The organism is Acinetobacter sp. CAU_H_S170_2, assembly GCF_058890445.1.
In genome coordinates this window covers 600,103-618,335 of sequence record NZ_JBZYAE010000001.1, presented here as the reverse complement: position 1 = coordinate 618,335, position 18,233 = coordinate 600,103, and the positions used below count along the sequence as shown (strand labels likewise).

The window sequence follows — 18,233 nt, the reverse complement described above, 5'->3', positions numbered from 1 at the left end:
GAATTACGCTCCTACCGCGACTGATACAGGCTCAGCAAGTGAAACCGTAGGTGCAAGACCAACTGGATAACCAATATAACCTGTAGGTAAATAATCAATCACTTGAACTGGAAGTACGATCGAAGTCTCACCTGCTTTCACAGTGATTTTTTGACCATCTTGAACATTCAAACGAGTTGCATCTTGCTCACCCACTGCAAAGACCGCTTCAGGAATACGCGATTCCATAGCAGGTGTTTTCACAGTAAATTCACCAGAAGCAAAAATGTGATGCATCGGCACTAAACGGAAGCTTTCAGGGTTTGCAACGATAACTGCTGGAGCAACGAAAGTACGTGCTGGGCGCTTCGCTAAACGATCGAATAAACGCACACCCGAATCACCACCTTTTAAGTGACCACCCACGTTATCTTGGAATTTATTCCAAGCTTGCGGTGAGTTCCAACCTGCTGACCATGCAAATGGTACCAGTGGAGACGGAGTCTGGTTCCCGACATAACCTTCCATAGAGAATGTTAATGCCGAGTCGATATCTGTCGGTTGTTTCGGTTCATGCACGTTCAATGGTGCACGCATAGAGGTACGACCAGAGTAACGACGCGGTTCACGCGCAACTTTCAAACCATGGACACGGAAGCCCGCATCTGGAGCCACATCTTGAATCGCAGCAAGTGCAGGTACGTTTTTCGCAACTGACTCAATCACATCATCAAGCAAGGTCCAAGAAATCGCTTTGCCCTTCACGCCGGTTTCAATGGCATGTAACCAGCGCCAAGATTCTTTGATCGCCAGTTCAGGTTTGTAGTAGCTAGGGTCATACACTTGGTAGAACCGTTGTGCACGGCCTTCTTGAGAGACAACCGTACCATCACCTTCAGCAAATGACGCAGCAGAAAGTACGATATCCGCTTTCTTCACAGTTTCAGTTTCAGAGTGATCTAGAACAATCACGTCTTTACCAGAAAGTGCTGCTTCAACTTGTACCGCTGGCAAACGACGGAATAGATCATTTTCAACGATCACAACCGTGTCATAATCTTGTGCAAATGCTTGCTCTAAGCTTTGTCCACCGAAGATTGCTAAGCCCATAGAGTTCACTTCAGGAACCGTCAAGCTTAAGCCAGCATTTCCACCAAGGTTTTGCGCAACTTGTGCAGCAGCTTCCATGATTGATGCGTCTTGTAAACTTGTACCTGAAATGATCAGTGGTTTCTTCGCCGCTTTCAATGTATCTGCAATGTTCTGAGCAAATGCTTTCGCATCATCCGCTAGACCAAGAATTGCATCACCTTTTACTGCTGCAGCAACGGCAAAACCTAAACGAGCGATATCGTTTGGAGAAGCAACCACTTCACCTGCTGCAACATCAGCTAAGCGTGTTTGCGTTGCAGCGAGGATGAAAATCGGTGATTTCGCATCTTGAGCAATACGTTGTAGCGGCTCTGCTAACCAGTCTTGAGTACGACGTTCCGCAGCCATTTCTTTGGCTTTGTTTTTCGCCGCTTGACGAACAGACAACGCCATACGTGGCGCAGTTTGCGTTAAGTCTTCACCCAAAATAAGCACAGCATCATAGCTTTCGATTTCACGCATACCCGGGTTATATACACCTTCGGTTTGCATAATCGATGCAGCCAATTCAACCAAGTTTTGCTCTTTTTGAGACAGCCCCGTTGAATAGTTCTCTTGACCAACTAATTCGCGAAGCGCGAAGTTCGACTCAAGTGATGCACGTGGAGAACCAATACCCAAAACTTTTTTGCCTTGGATATTTGCAATAACGGTATCTAATGCCTGATCTACAGAAACTGTAGTTGCTTCAGCACCATCACGGAACTGCGGTTGACGTGGACGATCTGCACGGTTCACATAACCTGTACCAAAACGACCTTTATCACAAAGGAAGTATTGGTTCACTTCACCGTTGAAACGGTTTTCGACACGACGAAGTTCGCCATAACGCTCACCCGGAGAAATGTTACAACCCGAAGAACAGCCTTGGCATACGCTTGGCGCATACTGCATGTCCCACTTACGGTTATAGCGTTCTGAGTGAGTTTTGTCGGTGAATACACCTGTCGGACATACTTCAGTCAAGTTTCCCGAGAATTCAGACTCTAAAGTGCCTGACTCAGGGCGACCAAAGTAAACACGTGACGCGCTTGCGTACACACCAAAGTCAGTACCACCCGCATAGTCGTTGTAGTAACGAACACAACGGTAACATGCGATACAACGGTTCATTTCGTGTGAAATGAATGAGCCCAGCTCTTGGTTGTAGTGTGTACGTTTAGTGAAACGGTAACGACGACGGTCGTGTTGAGTCATCACGGTCATATCTTGTAAATGACAGTGCCCACCTTCTTCACAGACTGGACAGTCGTGTGGGTGATTCGTCATCAAGAACTCAACAATTGACGCACGGAAGTCTTTCGCTTCTTTGTCTTCAATCGAGATGTAGGTATTGTCAGATGCAGGTGTCATACATGACATGACTAAACGGCCACGCGTATCTTCAGGATTCGCGTATTGAGTCACGGCACATTGACGGCAAGAACCGACAGAACCTAAGGATGGATGCCAACAAAAGTACGGGATATCAATACCCAAAGACAAACATGCTTGCAGCAAGTTCTCTGAGCCATTGACTTCGTACGATTTGCCATCGACATGAATTGTAGCCATAGTCGAATTCCTTAAGCTTGTTCTACGTTGCTAGTTTGCGCAGCAGCATTCACTACTTTTGCTTCAAACTCGCCACGGAAATATTTGAGTGCACCCATCAACGGTTCCATTGCACCTGGAGCATGCGCACAGAAAGTCTTACCAATCCAAAGCTTACGAGTAAGTTCTTGTAAGTGATCGATATCTTCTTTCTTACCTGTGCCATCTTCCAATGCTTTCAGTGCTTTCACCGCCCACGGTAAACCATCACGACAAGGCGTACAGAAACCACATGACTCACGTGCAAAGAATTCTTCTAAGTTACGAGTCGCTGAAACCATACATTGCGTTTCATCAACCACCATCAGCAAACACGTACCTAAACGTGAACCTGCTTTCATGATGCTCTCAGCATCCATCGGTAGATCAATGTGTTCAGCAGCCAAGAAGTCTGTAGACGCACCACCCGGTAACCATGCTTTAAGCTTCAAGCCATCACGCATACCGCCCGCATAGTCTTCAATGACTTCACGCGCAGTTGTACCAAATGGAAGCTCCCAAAGACCTGGGAATTTCACCTTGCCAGATGCACCATAGATTTTTGTGCCTGGATCTTTCGACTTACCCGCAGATAAACCGATATACCACTCAGGGCCACGCAACATGATTGCTGGTAAGTTGTTGTAGGTCTCTACATTGTTAACAATCGTAGGACGACCCCAAGCACCTGCAACTTGTGGGAATGGCGGTTTCGTACGTGGGTTTGCACGGCGACCTTCAAGCGAGTTAATCAATGCAGTTTCTTCACCACAGATATAACGACCCGCACCCGTGTGCACATGCAACTCGAAGTTCCAGCCAGTTCCAAGGATGTTTTCGCCCAAGTAACCTTTGGCACGAACTTGCTCAAGCGCTTCATTTAAGTAAGCAGCTGCTTCAATGTACTCGCCACGAATGAAGATATAACCATGGGTTGCTTCTAACGTATACGCTGCAATCAACATCCCTTCGATCAATTGGTGAGGAAGTTTTTCCATCAACAAACGGTCTTTAAAGGTCCCTGGTTCCATCTCATCGGCATTACAAATCAGGTAACGTGGACCTGAGTTGTCATTTGGCGCCATCAAAGACCATTTGATCCCTGCTGGGAAGCCTGCACCACCACGACCTTTTACGGTCGCAGCTTTAATCACTTCAAGCACATCTTTCGGCGGCATGGTGATTGCTTTTTTCAGACCCGCGTAACCTTCAAGCGCTTCGTAATCATCGGCATTACGAACGTGCTCTTGTTTACTCAAACGCCAAGTTAATGGATGCGTTTCTGGGTTACCTTCGCCATAAATTGGTTTTGGTTCGGTATTCATACATACTTCTCCAATAACTGTTTCACTGAAGAAACTTCAACCAAACCGTGAGTGTCTTCATTCACCATCAAGGTTGGGCCTTTGTCACAGTTACCTAAGCAGCAAATCGGCAGCAAAGTAAAACGACCATCAGCAGTCGTTTGACCAAACTGAATGCCTAGCTCGCGCTGAAAAGCTTCTGCTAAAGTTTCCGCACCCATCAAGAAACACGCAATCGAGTCACAAAGTAAAATGACGTTACGACCCACGGGTTGACGGTAAATACGGTTATAGAAAGTTGCAACACCTTCCAAATCAGCAACACTGATTGTCAATAACTGAGCAATGGCGTTTAGCTGCGCGTCATCTACCCAGCCATTACGGCGTTGTACACACTTCAAAGCATCCAAAGATGCTGCACGTGGGTACGGGTAGTGACCAATGTGATGTTCAATTTCGTGGATTTCGTCCGCAGTCAAAATCCCTTCAACATTCACGCGTGGCTTTTTATCAGTCAAAATCATCATAATGCGTTTACCCCTTAGCGATCCACGTCAGCCATAACGACGTCAATTGTCGCTAAATAAATGATCAAGTCAGATACCAGACTGCCATTAATCACAGAAGGCATTTGCTGTAAATGCGTGAAAGTCGGTGTACGAATACGGGTACGATAACTCATCGTTGACTTGTCTGAAGTCAAGTAGTAGTTCGACGCACCTTTGACCACTTCCGCCATTACAGATGCTTCACCTGCAGGCATTACAGGACCCCAAGATACGCTTAAGAAGTGCGTAATCAAGGTTTCAATATCTTGTAAAGTCTTGTCTTTTGGTGGTGGAACAGCCAATGGATGGTCTGCTTTGTATGCACCAGAAGGCATGTTGTCTAAACATTGCTTCACGATTTTGAGTGATTCTTCAATTTCACGGAAGTGAACAAGAACACGCGCATACGCATCGCCTTCGTACTCAAGTGGCACATCGAAGTCGTAGTTTTCATAGCCACTGTATGGGCGATATTTACGAACGTCGAAGTCAATACCTGTTGCACGTAGACCAGTACCAGTTACACCCCAAGCCAACGCAGATTTCGCGTCATATTGAGCCACGTTACGCGTACGACCTACAAATACAGAGTTTTTCAGCGCCGCTGTGTAGTATTCATTCATACGCTTCGGCATCCAATCTAGGATTTCACGTATCAGATGCTGCCAGTTGTTTGGTAAGTCATGCGCTGTACCACCGATACGGAACCATGCTGGATGCATACGGTAACCGGTGATTGCTTCAATCGCATCATAGATTTTTTGACGATCCGCAAACATGTAGAAGACTGGCGTCATACCGCCGGCATCTTGAATCGCAGTACCGATATACAATAAGTGGTTATTGATACGGAACAATTCAGACATCATGACACGGATACATTGCGCGCGGTCAGGTACAGTAATACCCGCCATTTGCTCCACACCCATCACATAAGGCATGTTTTGCGCACAACCACCTAAGTAGTCCACACGGTCGGTATAAGGAATGAATGAATGCCAAGTTTGACGTTCAGCCATCTTTTCCACACCACGGTGGTGATAACCGATATCAGGCACACAGTCTTTCACTTCTTCACCATCCAACTGCAAAATGACACGGAAAGCACCGTGCGCAGATGGGTGGTTCGGACCTAAGTTCAAGAACATGAAGTCTTCGTCGTCATTACCGCGCTTCATACCCCAATCTTCAGGTACGAAACGAAGGTGTTCCTGTTCGTAATCCTGCTTCGCTTGGTTCTGCATATACGGTGTATATTCAGTGGCACGTGCAGAGTATTCTTTACGAAGTGGGTGACCTTCCCAATAGGTTGGCAACAAAATACGACGGAGCATTGGATGCCCTTCGAAATTGATCCCGAACATATCGTAAGCTTCACGCTCGTACCAGTTGGCATTTGGCCAAATATTGGTTGCAGTTGGAAGATTTACATCATTTTCACTCAATGCAACTTTGATACGAATATCACTATTACGCTCAAGCGATAATAAGTGATAGAACACAGTAAAGTCAGACGCAGGCAAACCGTCGCGGTGTGTACGTAAACGTTCATCTACCGCAGACAAGTCAAACAACATCACGTATGGACGTGACACTGTACGCAAGAACATTAAAACTTCTTGTACGCGCGCGCGCTCAACCCAGACTGTTGGAAAGTCTTCAAAAGTCGTTTGCACATAGAAGTTCTCGCCAAATTTGGTTTTGAGCTCTTCTACAATTGCAAATGCTGGGCGTGAATCAACTTGCGCTGACTCTGGCATAGCGTTTTCAGTTTCAGCCATTGGCTTGGCTTCCTATTTAATACAAATTCATTCAACCTAAACGACAACTACACCCAGACCGGGTGCATCAAAACAACTGTCGTTTAAATTATTTAATTTCATCCATAGAGCGTAAGTTTTTCACTGCAATACGTTCAGCATTCTTACGGTCACGTTCTGGCATCATCTTTGGCTTATACACTGGCTTAAGATCATCACCAATCACGGCAGAAAGTGGACGGCGCTCTAATTGAATTTGGTCTTGTAACAACATTAATGCTTGGATTAATGCTTCTGGACGGGGTGGGCAACCTGGAATATAAACATCGACTGGGATGATTTTATCCACACCTTGTACAACTGAATAAATATCGTACATACCGCCAGAGTTTGCACATGCGCCCATTGAAATAACCCACTTCGGTTCCAACATTTGTTCATATAAACGTTGAATAACTGGAGCCATTTTGACGAAACATGTACCTGCAACAATCATCAAGTCAGCCTGACGAGGTGAAGCACGGATTACTTCGGCACCGAAACGCGACAAGTCATGCACGCCTGTTAAAGTCGTTGCATACTCTACGTAGCAGCAAGATGTACCAAAGTTAAACGGCCAAACTGAGTTCTTACGACCCCAATTCACTGCTGTATGTGCCACATCCTCTAAACGAGTCATGAACACATTTTTATTCACTTCTTCTTCAAGCGGATCCGTTACGATTTGACGCTCTTGAAGTGGATATTGATCAGCATCCGGATTCGCACGGGTTAATGTATATTTCATCCCGAGTTACTCCTTATCAGACGATTTAGCCGGTGACTTATCTTTCACACGACCAGATGATTGAGCTGGGATTTGACCTGTAGGGTCCATAACCAACTCTTCAATTGAATTAAAGCGAGTGATTTCTGCAAGATTCATATTTGGAGAACCAACTTTAGGTTTAATCCCTGCTGCTTTACGTTTGTCAGAAGGCGACCAGTTAAGCGCACCGGTAGACAACTCATAAACCAAACCAACGAGTAAAACTAAAATAAATACTGCTGCAGTGGTGAAACCCACCCAACCTACTTCACGAACCGATGTAGCCCATGCGTAAAGGTAAAGCGCCTCCAAGTCGAATACGACGAAGAAGATTGCAACTAAATAGAACTTTGCTGACAGGCGGATACGTGCACCACCAGCACCAACCACACCTGATTCAAATTGCTCTTGCTTTGCACGGCCCCATGACTTACCCCCAAGGAGTAATGGGACAGTGAGCATAAAGACGCAAAGAAATGTAACGCCGATCACGAAGGCAATAATTGCCCATTCGTATGGAGTAATGGCACTCATGCGGGGATAACTCCTGGCAGGCCTAATTTATTAACAAAGAATGCATGTATTGGCCTTCAAATACACCAAACACAAAATTAATCCCGCCAATTGTACCCGATTGCTGACGTAAGTTGCTAGCTTATAGACCTTCGTCTTTAGGATGATTTCTCTTCGTTTTTTGAGATTTTTTCGATGAAAGCCCTTTTATTTCGAAACCAATCGCTTTATCTAATAAAACACTACTATTCTATTATTTTTCCAAATTTTGACATTCAAACAAAGCCTATAAACCATTTTTCAACCTCATTCCGATAACAATCACACAATCAGCAGTTTAAAAAACTAAGCTCAACAACCGCTCCATTTTGTTTATTTAAAAAGTACAAAAGTAGATTAAGTCACTCATATTTTTTGTATTTTTTTGCAAATCACTCCAATCAATTAATGCACTTGGCTTTTTCTTGTGCTATTGATATAGACAACCAACAACAAAGAATAAGGAGCACCACATGAGTCTGGAATTCACCCATAAACCTAACTATTTTTTATTTGCCCAGTTGCTTATTCGCCATGTTGAAACTTATGTTCGTAAACACCCCGATGCCAATAATGCCATCTTTGATTTACGCGACATTTATGAGCTTTTTCGCCAAGACAAAGCTTCAGCCACCACCAACCTTGATGGCATTATGAATATTGTGGATGAATATAAAATTGAAACGATTAATGGTGATCAGAAGCTCATTAGCCGTTATGGCATAGACACCCAAAATAACTCATTATTGATTGACTTTAATGCAGATGCGCTTGAAAGCCTAAAACAAGGCAAGCAGATTATTTCTCCCGATGCCAGCATCCAAGAATAAGTCAGCATTGAAAATAAAAAAGCACCGAATTTCGGTGCTTTTTTATTTTCAATGCTTAGCTTTTTGAGTCTGTATTATCTTTAACACTATACTTCTTTTTAGACTTACTAAAGCGATGTGCCGGCCATGTCATGGTAAAACGTGCACCACCGAGGCTTGGACTCTGATCCACTTTAACGCTACCACCAAACCAATAGGCAATTCGGCTCACAATCGACAAACCCAAACCATAGCCACCCGATGCTCGAGTCCGGCTATCATCCAAACGTGCAAAGGCTTCAAAAACGCGCTCTCGCTCGTCTTCTGGAATACCGGGCCCATCATCTTCAACACAAACATAGGCCATACCGCTGTCATTAATACCACCACTGACCAGCACCTGATGGTCGCCATAACGAACTGCATTACCAACCAAATTCTGCACCACGCGGTGTAAATAACGACGTTCAGCCTCAACCGTTAAGGTTAAAGGAGGAGCATTTAAATGAATTTCTTTCTGGGTTTTTAGTGCTTCCGTCTCAACCACCACCTGATCTAAGACTTCAAACAATACAATGTTTTCAATATCAAGTGATGGTGTGCCCTGCTCCAACTTGGCGTAGGTCATGATTTCATCAATTAAGGTATTTAAAGCCTCAATGTCTTTATCAATCATATCGACTTGTTGAAGACGGTATTCATAATCATCTTCTTCAGCCAGCATTTCCATACCAAAACGAATCCGAGCAACGGGCGTACGAAGCTCATGCGATACCGCACGCATCAGCTCGCGCTGCGCCTCGATGAGTCGCTGAATATGGTCTGACATGCTGTTATAGCTATTGGCTAGACTGGCCATCTCATCCGTGCCGTCGACAGGCAAACGTAGGGTCATATCGCCTGCCTTCATACGATTTAAACCGTAATTGACCTCACGCAGTTTACGCTGCATCGGTACAAGCAAGCCATAGACCCCCAAACTGAGTACAAAAAGGCTCAACAAGGTAATCCCTGCTGCGAGCTGAAACGGCATCCAGTTGAAAATAGGCACAGGCCCCAATACCAAAACCTTGCTCGGTGAACTAGGTAAAGGTGGAGACACAATAGAAATGGTGGTACCACGCACAGAAGCACTATCACGATATAAGATCACGCTATGATCTAAACGCAAACGACCAATCTGCTCAGACTCTAAAGCCAGATTTTGTACTTCTTCAATCTGCACAGGATAAGAGAAATGTTTCTGTACTTTTTCCAAGTACTCTTCTTCTTGACCTGGGTAATACACCAAATAATCTAGGATAAAAATCGGGAGTGCTTTCATTTGCAGCTCACCAATTTTATCTACTTTAATATACAGTAAATGATTCGGATCATCTTTTAGACCAATGATCAAGTACGCCACTTGCGTTTGCGCATCATAACGCACAGCCGCTTTACGCTCACTGATCCGTTTTAACTCTGCACGACTCAAATCAACCTTATTGGCAGGGATCATATTAATCGGCAGCTCAAGCAAATCTGAAGCATCTGAAATCCAGTCTGCTTTTTGCTGTGCATTGGTCTGACGGGATACACCTTCACTAATAATAAAGGAAATCCCGTCCGTCAAAGACTCGCGATATTCTTGCACTCGCTGATAGTTAATAATTTGTACAAGCAAATATCCCATGAGGGCAACAATAGCGACTAGCACTACCAGCCCAGCATAGATACGCAAGAATATACTGTGTTTGAACACTAAAAATGTCCCGTTTTAACGAATCAAATAAACGGCTTAAAGACCATTGGTTTCTTTTACAAATAAGTAGCCTTTACTACGTACCGTTTTAATACGCTTTGGATTTTCAGGATCATCACCAATTTTTGGACGAATACGCGAAATACGCACATCAATTGAACGGTCTTGACCGTCATATTCAATACCACGTAAACGCTCGAAAATGTCTTCGCGAGAAAGAATGCGTCCTGCATTTGAAGCCAGCAACCACAATAAGTCATATTCAGCACTGGTAAAGTCAACCAACTCACCATTTAAAGTCACTGAACGACCACCGTTATCGATCACCAGATCATCAAATTCGATACGCTGTGCAACTTCATCTTCAGGCGCTTTGTCAGTACGACGTAATAAAGCACGAATACGTGCAAGTAAAACACGTGGCTGAACTGGTTTTGCCACATAGTCATCTGCACCCATTTCTAGACCAAGCACTTGATCCATATCTTCGGTACGTGCAGTCAACATCAAAATCGGTTGGTGATAATGTGGACGAACTTCACGGCAAATGGTTAAACCATCTGCACCAGGAAGCATCACATCTAACACCACCATATCAGGTTGTTCTGCAATAATACGGCGAATGGCACGGTTACCATCGGGTTCTACCCCAACCTCAAGACCATTACGGATTAGGTATTCTTGAGTTAAGCGAGCTAGACGCTCATCGTCTTCTACGATTAAAATTTTTGGTAACTTTTCTTCTTGGCTCATGGAGTGCCCCTTTATTTTGACGACTTAACGTATCCTTTAAAATCCAAGGGATACGCTCTGATATATTTTGCAATATACACACGTTTACATTGTAAACAAGATCTTGTTCACCAAACTGATACATCAAAGTAGCATTTTGTTATACATTTTTTTAGCCTCCAAATGAGCGCTTTCTCGCGTTTGCTGTATATCCAACCAAAGCAAAAGAAACGTTTCTTTACAAAATGGCTATTTTTCATACCAAGTCACTGTTTGAACAGTTTATAACTCACTCATTCGTCTGTTTTGAACTTATCCACAATGTTATCTATAAGCACTTAAACCGAGCTTTGTTATGCTATCGCCTTGTCTAATAAGGCTTAATACAAGAATCATAAAAAAGGGATCTTTTTGAGATCTTTTCGAGACCAGATCGATCAAAATATTTAATAAAATGTCAATATTGATCTACCCTGAATTTTCCCGTATCTTGTGTTCAATTAATTTTTAAACCACTAGGTCTTGTGTTTAAACCTCAAACACTGTGGCATAAAAACTGCCCAGTTCAAACGGTCCATAGACATAAAAATAGATGACAAAATGGAGCTATGCTAGCATGAGCGTATCGAATTCAACCCCTGGTCAAATTCAGGTGATTAAACGCACTGGAGATGTTGCCAGCTTTGACGCAGAAAAAATCTCTGTTGCCATTGGTAAGGCATTTTTGGCTGTTGAAGGCCAACAAAGTGCTGACTCAAGCCGCATCCACGATCGTATTTCTCAACTTACCGAGATGGTATTAAATACGTTCAGTCGCCGCCTACCTTCTGGCGGTACAATTCACATCGAAGAAATCCAAGACCAAGTTGAACTTGCGCTAATGCGTACAGGTGAACAGAAAGTTGCTCGTGCGTATGTCATCTACCGCGATCAACGTGCTGATGCACGTAAACAAGCAGGTGAAAACCATCACCCAACCTTACAAATCACTGACGCCAATGGTCAGCTTCAACCGCTTGACATGCGTAAGCTCGAAGCGACTGTAACAAAAGCGGCTGAAGGTTTAGAAGGCATCAATGTTCAAGCGATCATCGATGAAACCATTAAAAACCTTTACAACGGTGTAAAAGCGTCTGACATCGCAACCACGATGATGATGGCAACACGTACCCGTATCGAACAAGAACCAAACTATACCTACGTGACAGCTCGCCTACTTCGTGATGAATTGGTCGCAACTGGTTTAACTTTCCTTGGCTTGTCTGAAGACACAGCTGAAGGCGATGCTTTAGAAACTTTCCTGAAGAAAGGTATTGAGCTAGACCTACTTTCACCAGAGCTTCTTAACTTTGACCTTGCGAAATTGGCCGCAGCGATTCAACCAGAACGCTCAAACCAATTTACGTACTTAGGTCTACAAACATTATTTGACCGTTACTTCATCCACTCAGATGGCGTACGTTTCGAATTACCACAATTATTCTTCATGCGTGTTTCGATGGGTCTTTCACTCAACGAAGCAAACCGTGAAGAACGTGCAATCGAGTTCTACAACTTATTGTCGAGCTTCGATTACATGGCGTCTACGCCTACCCTGTTTAACTCAGGTACGCTACGTCCACAGTTGTCTAGTTGTTATTTAACGACCATTGATGATGACCTATATGACATTTATGGCGCTATGCGTGATAACGCAATGCTATCTAAATGGGCAGGCGGTTTAGGTAATGACTGGACGCCAGTTCGTGCCTTGAACTCATATATCAAAGGTACAAACGGTAAGTCACAAGGTGTAGTTCCATTCCTTAAAGTGGCGAACGATACTGCTGTTGCAGTTAACCAAGGTGGTAAGCGTAAAGGTGCTGTGTGTGCATACCTTGAAACTTGGCACTTGGACATCGAAGAGTTCCTAGAGCTACGTAAAAATACTGGTGATGACCGTCGCCGTACGCATGACATGAACACAGCAAACTGGGTTCCTGACTTATTTATGCAACGTGTTTTTGAAGATGCTGAATGGACCCTGTTCACGCCGTCTGAAACACCAGACCTACACGACTTAATGGGTGCAGAGTTCGCTGAGCGTTATGCACACTATGAAGCAATTGCGAAAGAAACAAACATGTTGCACAAGAAAATCCGTGCAAAAGATTTGTGGCGCAAAATGCTGTCGATGTTGTTTGAAACAGGTCACCCGTGGATCACATTCAAAGACGTATGTAACTTACGTTCACCACAACAACACGTTGGTGTAGTTCACTCATCTAACTTGTGTACAGAAATCACATTAAATACAAGCAAAGATGAAATTGCGGTATGTAACTTAGGTTCAATCAACCTTGTACAACACGTTCAAGGTGGTGTGTTAGACCGTGAAAAGCTTGCACGTACAGTAAAAACAGCGGTTCGTATGCTCGATAACGTAATCGACATTAACTACTATGCTGTGCCACAAGCGAAAAACTCGAACTTGAAACACCGCCCAGTGGGTATGGGTATCATGGGCTTCCAAGATGCGCTGTATGAAATGCAACTCGCTTATGGTTCTGATGCAGCAGTAGACTTTGCTGATGAATCGATGGAAGTGATCAGCTACTACGCAATTTCAACATCAAGTGATTTGGCTGTTGAACGTGGTACTTATGAGACATTCAAAGGTTCACTGTGGGATCAAGGTATCCTGCCAATTGACTCGCTAGACCTTGTTGCAAAAACACGTCCTGAACGTATGTTTGAAGTTGACCGCACTCAACGTTTGGACTGGGACACTTTACGTGCCAAAGTTCAAAAAGACGGTATGCGTAACTCAAACGTGATGGCCATTGCACCGACTGCAACCATTTCGAACATTTGTGGTGTGTCTCAATCGATTGAGCCAACATTCCAAAACTTATATGTAAAATCGAACCTATCAGGCGAATTCACAGTGATCAACCCGTACCTAGTACGTGCGTTGAAAGACCGTGGTCTGTGGGACTCTGTGATGGTGAATGATCTGAAACACTTCGAAGGTTCAGTTCAAAAGATTTCTCGTATTCCTGAAGAGCTTAAAGCAATCTTCGCGACGGCATTTGAAGTTGAGCCACGCTGGATTGTGGATGCTGCATCACGTCGTCAAAAATGGATCGATCAAGCGCAGTCTTTAAACCTTTACATCTCTGGTGCAAACGGTAAGAAACTGGACTTGACCTATAAAATGGCTTGGTTACGTGGTCTGAAAACGACGTATTACCTCCGAGCTTTAGGTGCAACTTCTGCTGAGAAATCAACCATTAACACGGGTGCATTGAATGCAGTAAAACCTGCAACTGTAACGGCAGCGCCTGTTGCAGCAGTTGCTCAGGAAGTTAAACCAGAAGTGGTTGCTGAAGATGAAGGCTTCGGTCAAGCAGCTCCAGTGCCAATGGCGTGTTCAATTGACAATCCAGACTGTGAGGCTTGTCAGTAATAACCTCCCCTAACCCCTCCTAAAAGGAGGGGAATTACACCAAACTTATTGAGGTGTGAAAGTCCCTCTTTTAAAAGAGGGATTTAGGGAGATTAAAAAATTAAAGACAACCTAGGAAATCACCATGCTTCATATGACTCATAACTATATGTTAGGTCTTGCGACCTTGGTGATTTCCTTTGTGGTTTTGTTTTATATGCCGATTGCCTACTTTTGGGTAAAAGCAAACCAAAACAAAAAGCGAAAGCAAAATAAGTCGTGAGAATCGCGTTCTATGCACAGTTTTAGAACAATGATTGGCAAAACTTAATTTTGCTTTCACAAATTAAGCGTATAGTAAGACATCTCAGCACTGCTGGATGTCGATAAAAGATATAAAGCAACGTAGAGAGAATTGATATGTCTATCCTAAGTTGGGACGATTTCGAAGATGATTCGCAAAAACCGGCTGCACCTGAACACAAGTCTGCGCCCGTCGAACCGCAAAAAGCGGCTAATCCGCAGATGGTATCTGCTGCAGAGCAACCACAGAAGAATGTGGCAACTGCACAACCCGCTTCAACCGCTCGAAGCCGATCAACAAATCCAGCCGATCCGTTGGCAAGAGCATCTAACGCCTTAGAAAGCTTAGATGTTGCTCCAGGTCTAGAAGAACTAGAAATGGGTGCACAACGTGTACAAGTTGACGACAAAGCCATGATTAACTGTCGTGCGGACTTAAACCAACTTGTACCGTTCAAATACGAATGGGCTTGGCAAAAATATCTAGACGGTTGTGCAAACCACTGGATGCCACAAGAAGTCAACATGAACCATGACATCGCGCTCTGGAAGTCTGAAAATGGCTTAACTGAAGACGAACGTACCATTGTTATGCGCTCTCTTGGTTTCTTCTCTACAGCAGATTCATTGGTTGCAAACAACTTGGTGTTGGCGATTTACCGTCACATTACCAACCCTGAATGCCGTCAGTACATTTTGCGTCAAGCGTTTGAAGAAGCTATTCATACTCACGCTTACCAATACTGTATCGAATCTTTAGGTATGGACGAAGGCGAAGTCTTCAACATGTATCGCGAAGTTCCATCAGTTGCGCGTAAAGCAGCTTGGGGCTTGAAATATACGCAGTCTTTAAGTGATCCTACTTTCCAAACTGGTACACCTGAAAACGACCAAATTTTGCTTCGCAACTTGATCGCGTTCTACTGTGTCCTTGAAGGGATCTTCTTCTACTGTGGTTTCAGCCAAATCTTGTCGATGGGCCGTCGTAATAAGATGAATGGTGTTGCTGAGCAATTCCAATACATTTTACGTGATGAGTCGATGCACTTGAACTTTGGTATCGACATGATTAACCAAATCAAGATCGAAAACCCAAGCTTATGGACTGCTGAATTCCAAGAAGAAATCGTTCAAATGATTCTTGAAGGTACGATGCTTGAAATCGAATATGCGCGTGACACTATGCCACGTGGTGTATTGGGTATGAATGCTGCGATGATGGAAGAATACTTGAAATTCATTTGTAACCGCCGTTTAGCTCAGTTAGGTTTGCCTGAGCAGTTTGCTGGTGTGAGCAACCCGTTCCAGTGGATGTCTGAAATGATGGACTTGCGTAAAGAGAAGAATTTCTTCGAAACACGTGTAACAGACTATCAAACTGGCGGTGCGTTGAGCTGGTAAGGTAAAACGTCACGCGACACATATGTTGTCATAGAAAAAGGCTGCTATTTGCAGCCTTTTTTTATTAGAAACAAATTATCGTAATTCTTTGATCATAGTATTACCTTGTTGATCTAAAGACGTATATTGAATTCGAGCATAATCAACCAAATCTTTAGGATAGTAAGGTTTATCTCGATAGCTACTATCATCTATTCTTGATATAACAGTAACCGCTGCTGCTTCCCATGACCAATAGCCATAGTAGCCTCTTCCAGATCTTAAGTCAGTTTGAGGATGTTGATCATAATAAGGCTCTCGACAGCTCGCCTCATACCAATCTTCTAAATATTGCAGCATTAAAGCTGGACGCTTTTCAGGTGAAGCATTAAACACTTTAATCAGCTTACGATAAGGCAAATGTCGTCTTGCTTCATCTGGTGGGGTTCCACGATCTGCAACAAAAGGAGCAACTAAACGTTCAATTAATCCATCTTTTTCCTGCCCTTCAGGTGTTGCTTCTACATAGTCAATGATTGGCATAATCCGATCCATCTGGTCTGCATAGCCAGTCAATAGCCCAAAACAAATCAGACGTAAAGCAATATACCAATAGTCTTCAGTTCCCAAACTGAAATGCCAAACAAATCGTCCATCAGCATCAGGACTTAAATTGTATAAATGGCTTGCTTCTGCGTACTCTTCTGTCCAATGAAGTAGATATGGATATATTTCTTTTAAAAACTCAAGACTTCCGCCTGCCGAATACTGTAAAGACATTAAATTTAAGACATCGTTTAAACGCTGATGACCTGCCGCAATATAGCCACCATATTTTTTTTCATTTTTATAATTACTAAAACCATCCGTTACGGAATATATCCCATTCACAAATGTATCAAATCTTTTGCTATACATTTTTTGTTCAAGCAAATTATCTCTAAATAAAGCAGGGTCTTTTATTTCTAAACTTAACCACTTTTGCCAATCTATTGTCTGCTCATTTACTTGTATGGACATTTATTAACGCTCCAGCATGTCATTCGGTAAAAGTAAAAAAACCATCCAAAAGAGGATGGCTTTTCTCAAATGATTAACTTATTTTTCACCATCCCAATACCAATATACTCCCCCCCAATCCAGCTCGATAAATGCAGGAACAATCTCACCCTGTTTAAAGTATTGTCGTAAATCTGGTTGTGCTGGTGTTCTCCAATAACCTGTTTTAATACAGGCTTCTCCACCCTTAACTTTCATTCGTTCTAATTGTTGATCATCTAAAACTACTTTTGACTGTGTTCGAGCAAAATTAACCAAATCTTTTGGATAGAACTGATGTTCACGATATGACGTATCATCTATATCCAGCAACCACGTTACCGCTGCTGCTTCCCATGACCAATACCCATAATAGCTAACTCCAGATCTTATGTCTGGTTGAGGATGTTGATCATAATAAGGTTCTCGGCGGCTCGCCTCATACCAGTCTTCTAGGTATTGCAGCATTAAAGCTGGACGCTGTTCAGGTGAAGCATTAAACACTTTAATGAGCTTACGATAAGGCAAATGTCGTCTTGCTTCATCTGGTGGAGTTCCACGATCTGCAACAAAAGGAGCAACTAAACGTTCAATTAATCCATCTTTTTCCTGTCCATCAGGCGTTGCTTCTACATAGTCAATGATTGGCATAATCCGATCCATCTGATCCGCATAACCAGTCAACAGTCCAAAACAAATCAGACGTAAAGCAATATACCAATAGTCTTCTGTTCCTAAACTGATATGCCAAACATATCGACCATCTGCCTCTGGGCTTTGATGATATTGACTGTGAATTTCGGCATATTCTTCTGTCCAGTTTAAAAGATATGGATAAAGTTCCTGAATAAATGCAATATCTCCACCAGCAGAGTACTGTAATGACATTAAATTTAAGACATCTTTTACTCTTTGATGTCCAGCAGCCATCATTTTACTGGATTTAGCATTTGCCTTATATTTTTGAAAACCGTCAGTTACTGAATAAACACCATTAAGAAAAGCATCAAACCGCCTTTGATACATATCTTCTTGTAAGAAACTATCTCTATATTTTCCATAATTTAGTATTTGTTGATTAAACCACTGTTCCCAATCAATATTTAAATCATTTATTTGGTTATTCAA

General features: G+C 43.2%; 14 protein-coding genes. 4 read left to right on the top strand and 10 right to left on the bottom strand.

Going from position 1 to position 18,233, the window contains the following annotated elements; translation table 11 throughout:
* Positions 1-3: 3 nt before the first annotated feature.
* The 6 genes from nuoG to AC5EUN_RS03010 all read right to left on the bottom strand — a co-directional run bounded on the left by nuoG (position 4) and on the right by AC5EUN_RS03010 (position 7,657).
* Positions 4-2,685 (bottom strand): NADH-quinone oxidoreductase subunit NuoG, encoded by a 2,682-nt coding sequence (nuoG, locus tag AC5EUN_RS03035; protein ID WP_010327356.1) that lies wholly within the window; start codon positions 2,683-2,685, stop codon positions 4-6.
* An 11-nt stretch (positions 2,686-2,696) separates the two neighbouring features.
* Positions 2,697-4,028, bottom strand: coding sequence for an NADH-quinone oxidoreductase subunit NuoF (nuoF, locus tag AC5EUN_RS03030; protein WP_005400342.1), 1,332 nt, complete (start codon positions 4,026-4,028; stop codon positions 2,697-2,699).
* The gene (gene nuoE / locus AC5EUN_RS03025; protein ID WP_004982912.1) at positions 4,025-4,534 is read right to left on the bottom strand and encodes an NADH-quinone oxidoreductase subunit NuoE; all 510 of its coding nucleotides are present in this window, start codon (positions 4,532-4,534) and stop codon (positions 4,025-4,027) included. Before nuoE ends, nuoF begins: the two co-directional genes overlap by 4 nt.
* Before the next feature lie 14 nt (positions 4,535-4,548).
* Entirely contained in the window at positions 4,549-6,336 is a 1,788-nt protein-coding gene (gene nuoC / locus AC5EUN_RS03020) for an NADH-quinone oxidoreductase subunit C/D (protein WP_010327357.1), read from the bottom strand.
* An 88-nt stretch (positions 6,337-6,424) separates the two neighbouring features.
* Positions 6,425-7,102 (bottom strand): NuoB/complex I 20 kDa subunit family protein, encoded by a 678-nt coding sequence (locus AC5EUN_RS03015; protein WP_004695382.1) that lies wholly within the window; start codon positions 7,100-7,102, stop codon positions 6,425-6,427.
* Positions 7,103-7,108: 6 nt separating this feature from the next.
* Positions 7,109-7,657: an NADH-quinone oxidoreductase subunit A gene (locus AC5EUN_RS03010; protein WP_004695380.1), complete on the bottom strand. Its 549-nt coding sequence runs from the start codon at positions 7,655-7,657 to the stop codon at positions 7,109-7,111.
* Between the two features lie 491 nt (positions 7,658-8,148).
* On the opposite strand from AC5EUN_RS03010, the gene AC5EUN_RS03005 reads away from it, so the two are divergent.
* Positions 8,149-8,505 (top strand): hypothetical protein, encoded by a 357-nt coding sequence (locus AC5EUN_RS03005; protein WP_004695379.1) that lies wholly within the window; start codon positions 8,149-8,151, stop codon positions 8,503-8,505.
* Between the two features lie 55 nt (positions 8,506-8,560).
* On the opposite strand, the gene bfmS is transcribed toward AC5EUN_RS03005, so the two are convergent.
* Together bfmS and bfmR are read right to left on the bottom strand one after the other, a co-directional pair.
* On the bottom strand, positions 8,561-10,225 hold the full coding sequence (bfmS, locus tag AC5EUN_RS03000) for a sensor histidine kinase BfmS (RefSeq protein ID WP_029575094.1): 1,665 nt from the start codon (positions 10,223-10,225) through the stop codon (positions 8,561-8,563).
* A 36-nt stretch (positions 10,226-10,261) separates the two neighbouring features.
* Entirely contained in the window at positions 10,262-10,978 is a 717-nt protein-coding gene (bfmR, locus tag AC5EUN_RS02995; RefSeq protein WP_004695375.1) for a response regulator transcription factor BfmR, read from the bottom strand.
* Positions 10,979-11,573: 595 nt separating this feature from the next.
* Between bfmR and AC5EUN_RS02990 the strand changes: the two genes are divergently transcribed.
* The 3 genes from AC5EUN_RS02990 to AC5EUN_RS02980 all read left to right on the top strand — a co-directional run bounded on the left by AC5EUN_RS02990 (position 11,574) and on the right by AC5EUN_RS02980 (position 16,088).
* Positions 11,574-14,405, top strand: coding sequence for a ribonucleoside-diphosphate reductase subunit alpha (locus AC5EUN_RS02990; protein WP_004695373.1), 2,832 nt, complete (start codon positions 11,574-11,576; stop codon positions 14,403-14,405).
* 124 nt (positions 14,406-14,529) lie between these two features.
* Positions 14,530-14,667: a hypothetical protein gene (locus AC5EUN_RS02985; protein ID WP_164996881.1), complete on the top strand. Its 138-nt coding sequence runs from the start codon at positions 14,530-14,532 to the stop codon at positions 14,665-14,667.
* A gap of 137 nt (positions 14,668-14,804) precedes the next feature.
* Positions 14,805-16,088 (top strand): ribonucleotide-diphosphate reductase subunit beta, encoded by a 1,284-nt coding sequence (locus AC5EUN_RS02980; RefSeq protein WP_010327359.1) that lies wholly within the window; start codon positions 14,805-14,807, stop codon positions 16,086-16,088.
* 75 nt (positions 16,089-16,163) lie between these two features.
* On the opposite strand, the gene AC5EUN_RS02975 is transcribed toward AC5EUN_RS02980, so the two are convergent.
* Positions 16,164-17,087, bottom strand: a complete 924-nt coding sequence (locus AC5EUN_RS02975) for a PoNe immunity protein domain-containing protein (protein ID WP_010327360.1) — start codon at positions 17,085-17,087, stop codon at positions 16,164-16,166.
* 78 nt (positions 17,088-17,165) lie between these two features.
* On the bottom strand, positions 17,166-18,233 hold the full coding sequence (locus AC5EUN_RS02970; protein ID WP_029575095.1) for a PoNe immunity protein domain-containing protein: 1,068 nt from the start codon (positions 18,231-18,233) through the stop codon (positions 17,166-17,168).

What these genes read in the sequence shown, in the direction of transcription:
- nuoG (WP_010327356.1), bottom strand. Translation starts at nt 2,685, where the DNA reads ATGGCTACAATTCATGTCGATGGCAAATCGTACGAAGTCAATGGCTCA.
- nuoF (WP_005400342.1), bottom strand. Translation starts at nt 4,028, where the DNA reads ATGAATACCGAACCAAAACCAATTTATGGCGAAGGTAACCCAGAAACG.
- nuoE (WP_004982912.1), bottom strand. Translation starts at nt 4,534, where the DNA reads ATGATGATTTTGACTGATAAAAAGCCACGCGTGAATGTTGAAGGGATT.
- nuoC (WP_010327357.1), bottom strand. Translation starts at nt 6,336, where the DNA reads ATGGCTGAAACTGAAAACGCTATGCCAGAGTCAGCGCAAGTTGATTCA.
- AC5EUN_RS03015 (WP_004695382.1), bottom strand. Translation starts at nt 7,102, where the DNA reads ATGAAATATACATTAACCCGTGCGAATCCGGATGCTGATCAATATCCA.
- AC5EUN_RS03010 (WP_004695380.1), bottom strand. Translation starts at nt 7,657, where the DNA reads ATGAGTGCCATTACTCCATACGAATGGGCAATTATTGCCTTCGTGATC.
- AC5EUN_RS03005 (WP_004695379.1), top strand. Translation starts at nt 8,149, where the DNA reads ATGAGTCTGGAATTCACCCATAAACCTAACTATTTTTTATTTGCCCAG.
- bfmR (WP_004695375.1), bottom strand. Translation starts at nt 10,978, where the DNA reads ATGAGCCAAGAAGAAAAGTTACCAAAAATTTTAATCGTAGAAGACGAT.
- AC5EUN_RS02990 (WP_004695373.1), top strand. Translation starts at nt 11,574, where the DNA reads ATGAGCGTATCGAATTCAACCCCTGGTCAAATTCAGGTGATTAAACGC.
- AC5EUN_RS02985 (WP_164996881.1), top strand. Translation starts at nt 14,530, where the DNA reads ATGCTTCATATGACTCATAACTATATGTTAGGTCTTGCGACCTTGGTG.
- AC5EUN_RS02980 (WP_010327359.1), top strand. Translation starts at nt 14,805, where the DNA reads ATGTCTATCCTAAGTTGGGACGATTTCGAAGATGATTCGCAAAAACCG.
- AC5EUN_RS02975 (WP_010327360.1), bottom strand. Translation starts at nt 17,087, where the DNA reads ATGTCCATACAAGTAAATGAGCAGACAATAGATTGGCAAAAGTGGTTA.